The sequence below is a fragment of the Bradyrhizobium sp. ma5 genome (assembly GCF_042258955.1).
GTDB lineage: Bacteria > Pseudomonadota > Alphaproteobacteria > Rhizobiales > Xanthobacteraceae > Bradyrhizobium.
Map to the genome: position 1 here is coordinate 4,084,015 of NZ_CP170156.1, position 12,844 is coordinate 4,096,858.

12 protein-coding genes are annotated in these 12,844 nt (G+C 65.6%); all 12 read right to left on the reverse strand.

The annotated features are described in order from the left end of the window. Nucleotides 1-147: 147 nt before the first annotated feature. The 12 genes from ACE103_RS18640 to ACE103_RS18695 all read right to left on the reverse strand — a co-directional run bounded on the left by ACE103_RS18640 (nt 148) and on the right by ACE103_RS18695 (nt 12,735). Complete coding sequence (locus ACE103_RS18640) at nt 148-1,284, reverse strand: hypothetical protein (protein WP_375780628.1); 1,137 nt, start codon at nt 1,282-1,284, stop codon at nt 148-150. 242 nt (nt 1,285-1,526) lie between these two features. Continuing rightward, nucleotides 1,527-2,267, reverse strand: a complete 741-nt coding sequence (locus ACE103_RS18645; protein WP_375780629.1) for an SDR family NAD(P)-dependent oxidoreductase — start codon at nt 2,265-2,267, stop codon at nt 1,527-1,529. 85 nt (nt 2,268-2,352) lie between these two features. Continuing rightward, nucleotides 2,353-2,496: a hypothetical protein gene (locus tag ACE103_RS18650; RefSeq protein WP_172803473.1), complete on the reverse strand. Its 144-nt coding sequence runs from the start codon at nt 2,494-2,496 to the stop codon at nt 2,353-2,355. Nucleotides 2,497-2,507: 11 nt separating this feature from the next. Continuing rightward, complete coding sequence (gene purF / locus ACE103_RS18655; RefSeq protein WP_223972613.1) at nt 2,508-4,070, reverse strand: amidophosphoribosyltransferase; 1,563 nt, start codon at nt 4,068-4,070, stop codon at nt 2,508-2,510. Between the two features lie 26 nt (nt 4,071-4,096). Continuing rightward, complete coding sequence (locus tag ACE103_RS18660) at nt 4,097-4,732, reverse strand: CvpA family protein (protein WP_223972611.1); 636 nt, start codon at nt 4,730-4,732, stop codon at nt 4,097-4,099. Nucleotides 4,733-4,902: 170 nt separating this feature from the next. Continuing rightward, a complete protein-coding gene (radA, locus tag ACE103_RS18665) occupies nt 4,903-6,384 on the reverse strand; it encodes a DNA repair protein RadA (RefSeq protein WP_342722384.1) in 1,482 nt (493 codons plus the stop codon). 78 nt (nt 6,385-6,462) lie between these two features. Further along, nucleotides 6,463-6,927: a hypothetical protein gene (locus ACE103_RS18670; protein ID WP_375780630.1), complete on the reverse strand. Its 465-nt coding sequence runs from the start codon at nt 6,925-6,927 to the stop codon at nt 6,463-6,465. An 18-nt stretch (nt 6,928-6,945) separates the two neighbouring features. Further along, entirely contained in the window at nt 6,946-7,671 is a 726-nt protein-coding gene (locus tag ACE103_RS18675; protein ID WP_375780631.1) for a sulfite exporter TauE/SafE family protein, read from the reverse strand. A gap of 127 nt (nt 7,672-7,798) precedes the next feature. Beyond that, nucleotides 7,799-8,602 carry an outer membrane protein gene (locus tag ACE103_RS18680; protein ID WP_375780632.1) on the reverse strand — a complete coding sequence of 268 codons (804 nt, stop codon included), beginning with the start codon at nt 8,600-8,602 and terminating at the stop codon, nt 7,799-7,801. A gap of 357 nt (nt 8,603-8,959) precedes the next feature. Next, on the reverse strand, nt 8,960-9,730 hold the full coding sequence (gene xth / locus ACE103_RS18685; protein WP_375780633.1) for an exodeoxyribonuclease III: 771 nt from the start codon (nt 9,728-9,730) through the stop codon (nt 8,960-8,962). Nucleotides 9,731-9,754: 24 nt separating this feature from the next. Continuing rightward, complete coding sequence (gene alr / locus ACE103_RS18690) at nt 9,755-11,077, reverse strand: alanine racemase (protein ID WP_375780634.1); 1,323 nt, start codon at nt 11,075-11,077, stop codon at nt 9,755-9,757. Between the two features lie 149 nt (nt 11,078-11,226). Further along, nucleotides 11,227-12,735 (reverse strand): replicative DNA helicase, encoded by a 1,509-nt coding sequence (locus tag ACE103_RS18695; protein ID WP_223968047.1) that lies wholly within the window; start codon nt 12,733-12,735, stop codon nt 11,227-11,229. Between the last annotated feature and the right edge of the window lie 109 nt (nt 12,736-12,844).

Sequence of the window (12,844 nt, forward strand, 5' to 3'; positions counted from 1 at the left end):
ATTCCCTCCACTGTCGATTTTTTCCGCAACGGCCCTCTTATGGAGCCTTGTGGCGGTCGTCGGGTTCCCGCTTACCCTTTCCTTTGGCGAGCGGCAATCCGCATAAAGCCGGATGAACTGCGTCGAAGCGTCATCCTGCCGTCATTGCTACTTGAGCGCATCCGAGGTCAGCTTGAATTTCTGGATCCGCTTGCCCTCGACCTCGCCGGTGTAGACGTTGCCCTTCTGGTCCACCGCCATGACGTGGAGCAGGGCGAACTGTCCGGCATTGCGGCCGCTATGGCCGAAGGTGCCGACCACGCTGCCGTCGTCGCGCTTCAGCACGCGGATCTCGTTGTTGGCGCCGTCGGCGTTGAGCAGATAGGTCTGCTTCGGATCGGGCCACAGCGCGAGATCGAATACGGCGCCGTCGCCGCGGGTGTTTTTCTCGTAGAACCATTCCTTCACGAAGGTGCCGTTCTTCTGGAACACCTGGATGCGGTCCTGGCTGCGGTCGCAGACATAGACCAGCCCGTCATTGGCGATCTTGATGCAATGCACGGGATTGCCGAACTGCTCCTGCACCGCGGCGCTCGGATCGTAGGGCGGCTGCTTGTCGTCGGTGGGCAGCTTGCCATAGCCGCCCCAGTGCCGCTTGTAGGCCAGCGTGGTGGCGTCGTACACGATGACGCGGCGGTTGCCGTAGCCGTCGGCGATGTAGAGCTCGTTGGCCGCCTTGTCGATCGCCATCTCGGCGGGGCGGCCGAGCTGGGTGGTGTCGTTGCTGTTGGTGCGGGCTGCGATCTTGCCGATCTGGCCGAGATACTTGCCGTCGAGCGAGAACTTCAGGATCGCGCTGTCGTCATCGGCATTGCCGCCGATCCAGACGAAGCCGCGCTCGTCAACCTCGATGCCATGCTCGCGGCCGACCCATTGATAGCCGTCGCCGGGGCCGCCCCAGGCGCGCAGCAGATTGCCGTCGACATCGAATTCGAGCACCGGCGGTGCCGCCACGCAGCATTTCGCGCGCGGCGGGGTGAGGCTCGCCGCCTTCTCGCCATCGGTCAGCGAGCGTGGCCGGTGCACCACCCAGATATGCCCCTGCCAGTCGACGGTGATGCCGCCGACCTGGCCGATGATCCAGTTGTTCGGCAGCTGCTTGGGCCAGGACGTGTCGACCGCGAAGGTCGGAACGTCACCGGCTCTGGCGGGCGTTGGCTGAACAAAAAGGGCTGCTGATGCGATGCCGGCGGAGAGAAACAATCCGGACAGAATGGAGCGCGCGCGATTGAACGTCGGCGTCATGATGCCTCCCGAGATTTTTCTTGGCGGGGCGTCCCGCTTGAGGAGGGCAGTCAATCGCGGGGCGGGGGAGGAGTCAATCGCGAGGAAAAGGCAAGCCGATGCGTCATAGATGGTGTCGTCGCCCGGCTTGACCGGGCGATCCAGTACGCCGCGGCGTCTCGATTCAAACGCTATCGCCTCTGGAATACTGGATCCCCGCATTCGCGGGGATGACATCGAATGCGCGGCCCGCCTGTGATTCCTCACGCAGGCGGCTGAAAGCTCCGCAGCGTGCGCGCCTTGTAGTCGTAGAGCTTGCCGGTTTCGGTCCATGCGGGCGAACACATCGGCAGCACGAATTCGGCGGCCATGTCGGGCGTGTCCAGCGTCATCGGGTCTTCGCCGGGAAACACCTGCGCGCGCATCCGGGTGCGGATCGGGCCGGGGCTGAACAGGTTGATGCGCAGCGCCGTGTTGGCGGTCTCGTTCGCCCAGGAGCGCACCAGCGCGTCGAGGGCGGCCTTCGAGGCGGCATAGGGGCCGAGATAGGCGTTGGCCTTGTGCGCCACGCCTGATGTGACGAACACCGCGCGACCGGCGTCGGACTGGCGCAGCAGCGGGTCCATGCAGCGGATCAGCTGGAAATTCGCCGTGACGTTGATCGCGAACACGTCATTCCAGGGCTTCAGCTCGATATGGCCGAGCGGCGAGGAGGGACCGGCGGTGCCGGCATTGCCGACCAGGATGTCGAGCTTGCCATGGCGCTCATGCAGCGCGAGCCCGAGCCGCGCAATGCCGTCATAATCGGTCAGTGAGAGCGGCACCAGCGTGGCGCTGCCGCCGTCCTTGCGGATCTCGTCGTCGAGCTCTTCCAGCCCGCCTTGCGTGCGCGCCACCGCCACGACATGCGCGCCGGCCTTGGCCAGCGCGACCGCGGTCGCATAACCGATGCCGCGCGAGGCGCCGGTCACGAGGGCAATACGGGAGGCGAGGGGTTTTGTCATGTCTGTCCGTCCATATCTTGCGGCGGGTATTACAGACGGAAATGGCCGGGACAAGCCCGGCCATGACGAATTCCTGCGCTTTCGGCTAGGGGCCGGGCCCCTGGTCCATATTGCTGCTGTTGGTGCCGTTGCCCGAATTGTCGGGCGTCACCTTCATGCCCTGTCGGAAGGCAAACACGATGAAGCCGACCAGCAGCACCCCACAGAGGATGCCCATGATCGGCTGCATGGCGTGCTCCGTCAGCTCGCCTCGGCCAGCAGTGAGAGCTGGCGCGGCGGGGCCTCGGTTTCGCTCTGGTCGGTGAGGTGGGTCGGATAGGCGCCGGTGAAGCAGTGGTCGGCGAATCTCGGATTGGCCGGGTCGCGTCCTTCATAGCCCATCGCGCGGTACATGCCGTCGATCGACAGGAAGGCGAGCGAGTCGGCGCCGATGATGTCGCGCATCTCCTCGAGCGAATGGGTCGCGGCCAAGAGACCGCCGCGGTCCGGCAGGTCGATGCCGTAATAGTCGGGATACAGGATCGGCGGCGAGGCGAGGCGGAAGTGCACCTCGCGGGCGCCGGCATCGCGCATCATGCGCACGATCTTCTTCGAGGTGGTGCCGCGCACCAGCGAGTCGTCGATCAGGATGATGCGCTTGCCTTCGATCGCGGCACGGTTGGCCGAATGCTTCATGCGCACGCCGAGCTCGCGCACGGTCTGGGTCGGCTGGATGAAGGTGCGACCGACATAGTGGTTGCGGATGATGCCGAGCTCGAACGGCACGCCGGAATACTGGCTGTAGCCGACCGCGGCGGGCACGCCGGAATCCGGCACCGGCACCACGACGTCGACCTCGGGATGGCTCTCGCGCGCGAGCTGGGCGCCGAATGCCTTGCGCACGTCGTACACCGAGCGGCCACCGACGATCGAATCCGGCCGCGCGAAATAGATGTACTCGAAGATGCAGGGCCGCGCCGGCTTCGGCGGGAACGGCTTGTGGCTGTGCGCGCCGCGCTCGTCGAACACGATGATCTCGCCGGGCTCGATGTCGCGGACATATTTCGCGCCGATCATGTCGAGCGCGCAGGTCTCCGAGGTCAGGATCGGATGGCCGTCGAGATCGCCGAGCACCAGCGGGCGGATGCCGAGCGGATCGCGGGCGCCGACCAGCTTCTTGTTGGTCAGCGCGACCAGCGCGTAGGCGCCCTCGATGGTGCGCAGCGCCTCGATGAAACGGTCGATGAAGCGGGTGCGCTTGGACTGTGCGACGAGATGCAGGATCACCTCGGTGTCGGTGGTCGACTGCATCATGGCGCCGCCCTTGACCAGTTCGTGGCGCAGGGTGAGGCCGTTGGTCAGGTTTCCGTTGTGGCCGACCGCAAAGCCGCCGGCGCTGAGCTCGGCGAACAACGGCTGCACGTTGCGCAGGATGGTGCCGCCGGTGGTGGAGTAGCGGACATGGCCGACCGCGGCGTTGCCGGGCAGGCGATCGATCACCTCGCGGCGGGAGAAGGCATCGCCGACCAGGCCGAGGCGGCGTTCACTGTGGAAGCGGCCGCCGTCGAAGGAGACAATGCCGGCGGCCTCTTGGCCGCGGTGCTGCAGGGCGTGCAGGCCGAGCGCGGTGATCGCGGCGGCCTCGGGGTGGCCAAAGACGCCGAACACGCCGCATTCCTCGCGGAGCGTGTCGCCATCAAGATCGGGGTGGTATCTGAAATCGTCGTCCCGGTGGTCTTGTCGGAGATGTTCCTGCTTTTCGATCGGCCCGAGGTCGAGATCCATCTGGGCGGCGTGATCGGAAGGGGTTTGCATCTCGTTCATCGCCTCTCGCAAGGGGCCCAAATAAGTTATCGGCCCGCGGGTTTCTCGATCAGCTTTTTCAAGCCGTCACGCGCAGGTTTGCTGTAGCCATCGCCCGACGCCGGCGTTGCCTGATCGTTGGTATCAGCCGCAGAATCGTCGTCGGGCTTATTCTTCTTGAACTTCTTTAAGATGGTGTTCTCGGGGTCATCAGGCAAGAGCGCCATCAGCCAATCCCCGGTTCCCTGCAGCACCACCCGGGACTTCGCGCCGGTGACCCAATCGGGCCGCTGCTTGTCCGGAACCAGCCAGGTGAAGAACATGAACGCCACGACCACGATCAGGAGGCCGCGGGCGAGGCCGAACAGGAAGCCGAGTGTGCGGTCGAGCGCGCCGATCCGGGAATCCAGGATCATGTCCGAGATCCGCACGGTGATGATCGAGACCACGATCAGCGTGCCGATGAAGACGCCGGCCACCACCACCACGGCCGCGACCGTGTCGTTATTGAAGTAAGTTTTGGCAGTCGGCAGCAGCTTCGAGAAAGCATACAGCGTGACCAGCGCAGCGGCGCCCCAGGCCGCGATCGACAGGATCTCGCGCATGAAGCCGCGCACCATGGCAAGCAGGCCCGAGATCAGCATCACGCCGAGCAGGACGAGATCGAGTATCGTTATGGGCATCGGCTGGTCAGGTCCGCTGGTACGTTTGGGTCCGCTGTTAAGGGCTCGCGAATCGGCAAAGTCGGTGCCGTCCTAACTGAGGCGCATCGGGGGCATTCGGCAAGGCCGCAACACCACCTGTCCCGCGCGCCGGATGTATAGCGGCGGGGGGCTGATACGTCACGCCTGCTTTAGCTGGTCTCGCGACGGAATCGGGCCGGTGTGGCATTTTTCTCAGCCGCATCAGCGCCCCTGGAGCCGTCCTGGTCGTCCCGTGGCGCAGCCCGGCCGCCTCGGGGTGTCCCGCGTGCCGCAATTTCGGCGACCAGCGTGGTCAGATTGCCGACGCTGTTCAGCGCAAGCCCGCTATCGCCGCCACCATCGCCGCGGGCCGATTCGGGCAGGATGGCGCGGCCGAAGCCGAGCTTGAGGGCCTCTTTCAGCCGGGCCGGGGTCTGCGCCACCGGGCGGATCGCGCCGGACAGCGAAATTTCGCCGAAATAGACCGCATCTGTCGGCAACGGCGCATTCACCAGCGAGGAGACCAGCGCGGCGGCAGCTGCGAGGTCCGCGGCCGGCTCCTGGATGCGCAGGCCGCCCGCCACATTGAGATAGACGTCATGTCCGGACAATTTGACACCGCAATGCGCCTCCAGCACCGCCAGCACCATCGACAGCCGGCTCGGATCCCAGCCGACCACGGCGCGGCGCGGCGTGCCGAGCGAGGTCGGCGCCACCAGCGCCTGCAACTCGACGAGCACCGGGCGGGTGCCCTCGATGCCGGCGAACACCGCCGTGCCGGGGCTGCCGAGCTCGCGTTCGGAGAGGAACAGTTCCGAGGGGTTGGTGACCTCGCGCAGCCCGAGCCCGGTCATCTCGAACACGCCGATCTCGTCGGTCGCGCCGAAGCGGTTCTTGGCCGAGCGCAGGATGCGGAACTGCTGCGAGCCTTCACCCTCGAACGACAGCACGGCATCGACCATGTGCTCGACCACGCGGGGGCCGGCGATCTGGCCGTCCTTGGTCACATGCCCGACCAGGATGATCGTTGCACCGGTCTTCTTGGCGAAGCGAATGAGGGCCTGCGCCGAGGCGCGGACCTGGGTCACCGTGCCGGGCGCGGACTCGACCGTGTCGGTCCACATGGTCTGGATCGAATCGATCACGATCAGCCGCGGCACCGCGCCTTCCGACAGTGTCGAGACGATGTCCTCGACCGAGGTTTCGGAGGCGAGCTGCACCGGCGCGTCCGCCAGCCCGAGCCGCTCGGCGCGGAGCCGCACCTGCGCGACCGCTTCTTCGCCCGAGATGTAGACCGCGCGATGGCCGGCGCGCGCCATCATGCTGGTGGCCTGGGTCAATAGCGTGGATTTTCCGATGCCGGGATCGCCACCGACCAGGAGCACCGAGCCGCGGACAAAGCCGCCGCCGGTGACGCGGTCGAGCTCGGCCATGCCCGACGACAGCCGCGGCGCATCCTGGGTCTTGCCGGACAGCGATTCCAGCGCGAACGTCCGCCCCTTGCGCTTGCTGCGGATCGAGACCGGCACCGAGCCCGTGGTGTCTTCCTCGGCCAGCGTGTTCCACTCGCCGCAGGAGTCGCACTTGCCCTGCCAGCGATTATACGCCGCGCCGCAGTTCTGGCAGACGAAGGAGAGGGTGGATTTGGCCATGGGGGAGAGCTCGATTCCGTCTTCTCTCCATAGCATGGATCAAGAGCCGGCAACGACCAACGGCGCCACCGTGTCTGCCTATGTCGGCCGTTGCTTCAAGACCCGCACCGCGATTGAGGGGGCCGGCCAGAGCTGCAGCCTGTAGTGATCGTCTCCCTCCAGGCCGTCCTCCGACAGTGTGTCGAGCGCGCCATAGGACACGCGCACCCGATAGGTCCCCGGTTCAGTTTCTATGCGCATGGCGTCTGGGAAGTAGTCTGTGCAACCGGCGATCACGATGCGTCCGGACGCGACGTCCAGGCTGGCTTCGACCACGTGATCCCAATCGGAGGAATCGTGGTCCGGCTCGCGTTCGAGAACCTGTACCGAGACTGGGACGTGCATGTTCCGCACGGTGCTGATCCCGACCATCCCGGGGACGATCGCGAGCAACCGGTCCGTCGCTTCCGGCGTCCACGCTTCAGAAAGGTCGCCAGTTGCGGATTCATCCTGAATGTAGAATTGGAAGTAATCCGCGAACAGCGAGAGGTCGAAAGATTTCATGTGCGGGTTCGGCCCGGATTAATGCAATGCTGCCGACCATAGCAGCGACGCGCCCGCCGCCAGCATGATGCCATCCATGATCAGGCGGAAGGCCTCCGGCTTCATCTGCAGCACGAAGCGCTTGGCGATGAAGGCGCCGGCCATCAGCGAGGCGCCGGCGATCAGGCCCTTCAGCGCGATGTCGAGTGTCAGCGCGCCGAACCGCTCGAACGTCACCGACTTGCTGACATAGAGCCCGAGCGAACTCGCCGCTTCGGTGGCGAGGAAGGCGCCCTTGTTGAGGCCGTAAAACAAAAACAGTGGCACGCTGAGCGGTCCGGTCGAGACCACGATGCCGGTGAGATAGCCGATCAAGGCGCCGCCGATTGCGAGATGCCAAAGATTGGCTTTCAGCTCGTGTCGCGCCAGCCAGTGCCGCACCGGCACCATCGCGATCAGGAATAGGCCGATCGCCACGTCGACCGCGTGCGAGGGCAGGGCGAGCAGCGTGCGCGCGCCGAGTGCTGCGGCAGGGATGCCGGTGATCGAATAGGCGGCGCAGGCGCGCCAGTCGACCTCTCGCCACCAGGCCAGGATGCGCGACAGATTGGCCATCACGGCTGCGACCGCCATGATCGGCACCGCCTGCTTCGGCCCGTACTGATAGACCAGCACCGGCATCAGCATGATCGACGAGCCGGTCCCGACGATGCCTGAGATGGTGCCGGCGACCAGGCCGACGATGAGGACGAACAGGAAGCCCACGCGCACTCCGGGACGTGATCCCGAGCCACGCCGGATGCGTGCCTCGACAACGAAGGCTCAGTGTGACCTCATGGTTCGAGACGGCGCAAGGGCGCGTTGAACAAGGGACGTGCCGTCGCGCGCCGCGTCAGTACTTCGCGACGACCGGGCCGCCGAAGCGGTAGTTGACGCGCACCGTCACCATGTCGACGTCCTGGCGGATGCGTTCGTCATGGTTGAGCTGGGCGATGAAGACCGGATCGTAGGTCATGTGAACGTTGTTGGTCCCCATGAACAGATGGTCGTATTCGATCGCCAGCGACCAATTGTGTGCGATCGCATATTCGGCGCCGGCGCCGATCGCGCCGCCCCAGCGCGTCTCGCTGCCACGGTCGGCGATGAAGCCGACCGGCACGCCGGGTCCGAAAGCCGGCGTGATGAAGCTCTCATAGCGATCGCGCACGACGGCTGCGCCGCCCTTCGCGTACAGCAGGAAGGCGCCCCAGGAATAGCCGACCTGTCCGGTGAACAGGCCGATGGCATCGATCTTCGAGCGGTTGGCGAAGCCCGCGAACAACGCCGCTGTGGACGGGTTCGAGCCGGAGAGGTCGGCCCAATTGCCCTGCGCTTCGACGCCGAACACCCAGGCCGCCTGCTGCCAGCGATAGCCGATCTGGCCGCCGGCGGTCGCCGCGCTCGCGGTGTGGCAACCTTCCGGCCCGGCGAAATTCACCACGCCGAGCGCCGGATTGGCGATGGTGAAGGGCACGATGTCCCAGCACTTCCGGCTCCAGCCGCCGCCGCCATTGGCGCCGACATAGAAGCCGCTCCAGTCGGTGGTGGCGGCGACGATCGGGGGTGCCTTGGTGTAGGGGCGGGCGGCGAGGTCGGCAGCGGACGCGCTTGCAATGCCGAGCATGAGCACGGTGGCGGCGACGCAATATGTCTTCATGGGCAGCCCCAATGCATGAATCAAATCGATGGCAGGCTAGTCGATTTGCACCACCTCCGGCTGTACCCGGTCCGCCACATCCAGCCGCATTCGCGTGTACCGCAGGCTCCCGTGGCACGAGAATGCGCATGTTTGACTCGCACGCCGTGCAACAAACTCGACGTCGTCCTGGCGAAAGCCAGGACCCATTACCCCGAGCATCAGCCGTTGCGCGACGCTGGGGCCACCATCCCGTTCACAATCAAATGCGGTGATTATGGGTCCTGGCTTTCGCCAGGACGACGTGGTCTGTGCGGCGTCATCCGATCCGCGTCGCGACCAACAATGCTGATTGTCACGAGGCGTGACGGTGGCCCATCACTTCAGCACGACCCACGCCGGCGCATGATCGCTGGCACCTTCCTCGCCACGAACATCCCGGTCGACGCCGGCTTTCGCGAGCCGCGTCGCCACGTCGGGGCTGAGCAGCAGATGATCGAGCCGGAGGCCTGCATCGCGCGGCCAGCGCTGGCGCTTGTAGTCCCAGAAGGTGAACATCTGACGATCCGGATGCAGCGTGCGGAGCGCATCGCACCAACCCTGATCGACCAGCGCCTTGAACGCGGCGCGGCTCTTCGGCTGGATCAGCGCATCCTTGTCCCAGGAGCGGGTCGGATAGATGTCGAGAGGCGTCGGCGCGACGTTGTAATCGCCGGCGAGCACCACGGGGACCTGCTGCTTGAGCAGCTTGGCGGCATGGGCGCGCAGCCGATTGAACCAGGCGAGCTTGTAATCGAATTTGGGCCCGGGCTGCGGATTGCCGTTCGGAAGGTAAAGGCTGGTGACGACCATGCCGCGCACCGCGGCCTCGATGTAGCGCGCCTCATGATCGTTGGCGTCGCCGGGCAGGGCGGTGCGGATCAGGACCGGCTCGGCCTTGCGCGCAAGGATGGCGACGCCGTTCCAGGTCTTCTGTCCCTGCCATACCGCGCCGTAGCCGGCCTTCTCGAGCGCGGCCGCGGGAAACTCGGCGTCGCTGGCCTTGAGCTCCTGCAGGCTGACGACGTCGGGCTTCGCGGTTTTCAGCCAGCGCAGCAGGTTCGGCAGCCGGCGGTTGACGTTGTTGATGTTGAAGGTCGCGATCTTCATCGGCAATCGCGAACCCCGATCGCGTCAGGTGGACGGTGCCGTTGGCGCGGCGGCAGGCAATGGCGGCGGCGCAGGCGCTGCTGTCGGCAAAGCAGGAGGCGCCGCTTGCACCGCGGCCGGCTCGCTCTTCTCGACAGCAGCGTCGCTTCTTTCGGCAGGCGCGTCGCTTGTCGTGGCGACGGCATCGCCGCCCTTGTAGATGCGCACGAAGCGGCGGCCGAGGCTGGTCAACACCTCATAGCCGATGGTGCCGAAATGATGCGCGACCTCGTCGACCGTGATGCCTTCGCCGATCAGCGTCACCATGTGGCCGCGCCGCACGGCATTCTTGTCGAGATCGGTGACGTCGACGGCGATCAGATCCATCGAGACGCGGCCGGCGATCGGGCAGCGCTTGCCGGCGACCACGACCTCGGCGCCGCGGGTGCCGTCATTGGCGCTGGCGGCGCGGAAATAGCCGTCGGCATAGCCGGCGGAGACGATCGCAAGCCGGGTCGGCCGCCGCGCGGTCCAGGTGCCGCCATAGCCGACGGTCTCGCCGCGATCGATGTTGCGGATCTGCACGATGCGCGCCTTGAGATCGACCACCTGCTGCATCGGGTTGTCGGCCTCCGGCGTCGGATTGACGCCATAGAGCGCGCAGCCCGGCCGCACCATCTCGAACTGGAATTGCGCGCCGAGGAACACGCCGGAGGAGTTCGCCAGCGAAGCCGGCACGCCGGTGAACAGGCTCGCGATCTCGCGGAAGCTCGCAAGCTGCCTGGCGTTGGCGGGATTGTTGAGCAATTCGGCAGAGACGAGGTGGCTCATGACCAGCGTGATGCCGTGGTCGCCGGCATTGATCCGCGGGATGATGCCTTGCGCTTCGCTGACCGTCAGCCCTAGCCGGTTCATGCCGGTGTCGATATGGATGGCGGCGCCGCCGGACCAGCCGGAGCGGCGGCAGAACACGTCCCATTCGGCGAGCTCGTTGAGATCGCCGATCACAGGCTTGCAGTCGATTTTGGCGTAGGCGTCGCCGGTCTGCTGAAAAAAGCCGCCGAGCGCATACACGGTCGCCTGCGGAACGGCCGCGCGCACAACGGCGGCCTCCTCGACGGTGGCGACGAAGAAGGTCTTGCAGCCGGCCTTGGCCAGCGCCCGCGACACCTGCTCGGCGCCGCAGCCATAGGCGTTGGCCTTGACCACGGCGGCGCATTCCGCCGGGACCGCGGTCTTCTCGAGCTTGCGCCAGTTGGCGATGATGGCGTCGAGGTCGACGGTGAGGATGCCGGTGGCGGCCGGATGGGCCGCCAGCAAACTGGCTTCGGGCGTCAGCTGCGATTTCGCGTCGGTCACGATGTTCATGGCTCAGTTGTACAAGCGGGGCCAGCGGCCTTCAACAGTGCCCCAGCATTAGAGCCCTGTCCGTTCCGATTGAATCGGAACGGGCTCTAGATTCTTGTTTTGACGCGTTTTCTTCACGCGAACCGGTATCCACTTCGCTCGAAAACGCTTTAGTAGGAGGGCGGGCGATCCGGGACCAGTCCGTCCGTTGCGAGATCGCCGAACCGGGTGACGCTGGCTTCGAAGTGCAGTTCGACGGTGCCGGTCGGACCGTGGCGCTGCTTGCCGATGATGACTTCGGCCTTGCCGAGCGCGCGCTCCATTTCGGCTTGCCAGGTCGCGTGCTCCGGGGTGCCGGGCCGTGGTTCCTTGTTCGCGAGATAGTATTCCTCGCGGTACACGAACATCACGACGTCGGCGTCCTGTTCGATCGAGCCGGATTCACGCAGGTCCGAAAGCTGCGGCCGCTTGTCCTCGCGGTTCTCGACCTGACGCGAGAGCTGCGACAGCGCGATCACGGGGACGTTGAGCTCCTTCGCCAGCGCCTTCAGATTGGTGGTGATCTCGGTGATTTCCTGCACCCGGTTGTCGTTGCCCTTCTTGCCCGAGCCCTGCAACAGCTGGATGTAGTCGATCACGATCAGGTCGAGGCCCTTCTGCCGCTTGAGCCGGCGGGCGCGCGCGGTGAGCTGCGAGATCGAGAGACCACCGGTTTCGTCGACGTAGAACGGCAGCGACTGCAACTCGATCGAGCAGTCGCGGATCTTCTCGAAATCGAGCTCGGTGATACCGCCGCGCCGGATGTGGCTGGACGGAATGCCGGTGCGTTCGGCGAGAATACGGGTGGCGAGCTGTTCGCCGCTCATTTCGCAGGAGAAGAAGCCGACCGCGCCGCCGTTCACCGCCTTGGTGGTGCCGTCGGCCTGCACCTCGGGGACATAGGCCCTGGCAATGTTGTAGGCGATGTTGGTGGCGAGCGAGGTCTTGCCCATGCCGGGTCGGCCGGCGAGCACGATCAGGTCGCTTGGTTGCAATCCGCCCATCTTGGCGTCGAGGTCGCGCAGCCCTGTCGAAATGCCGGACAGTTTGCCGTCGCGCTGGAACGCCTTTGCCGCCATGTCGACGGCGACCGTGAGTGCATCGGCAAAGCGCTGGAATCCGCCATCGTAGCGGCCGGTCTCGGCGAGGCCGTAGAGCTGCCGTTCGGCGTCCTCGATCTGCGCGCGCGGGGCAAAATCGACCGGCGCGTCGTAGGCGACGTTGACGATCTCCTCGCCGATCTGGATCAGGTTGCGGCGCAGGCTGAGATCATAGACGGTACGCCCGTAGTCCTGCGCGTTGATGATGGTGGTGGCTTCGGCGGCGAGTCGGGCGAGGTATTGGCTGACCGTCATGCCGCCCAGGTCAAGCTCGGCAGGCAGGAACGTCTTCAAGGTCACGGGATTGGCGACCTTACCCATCCGGATCAGACTGCCGGCCGTTTCAAAGATCTGCTGGTGGATGGCTTCGAAGAAGTGCTTCGACTCCAGGAAATCGGAGACCCGGTAGAAGGCGTCGTTGTTGACCAGGATTGCGCCGAGCAGCCCCTGTTCCGCTTCGATGTTGTGCGGCGCGCTCCGATAGGTCGCGGACGCGGCGTCGGGCGCGAGCTTGTGGACGTTCGAATCAATCAAGGCCATGGACGAGCTTATTCTTCTGATTTCGTCGTTACTGAGATTTTCGGCTGTGGGGCCGCGATCAAGCGCCAGCCCGGCACGAAGCGAAAGGACGGATGTTTCTTATGCACGA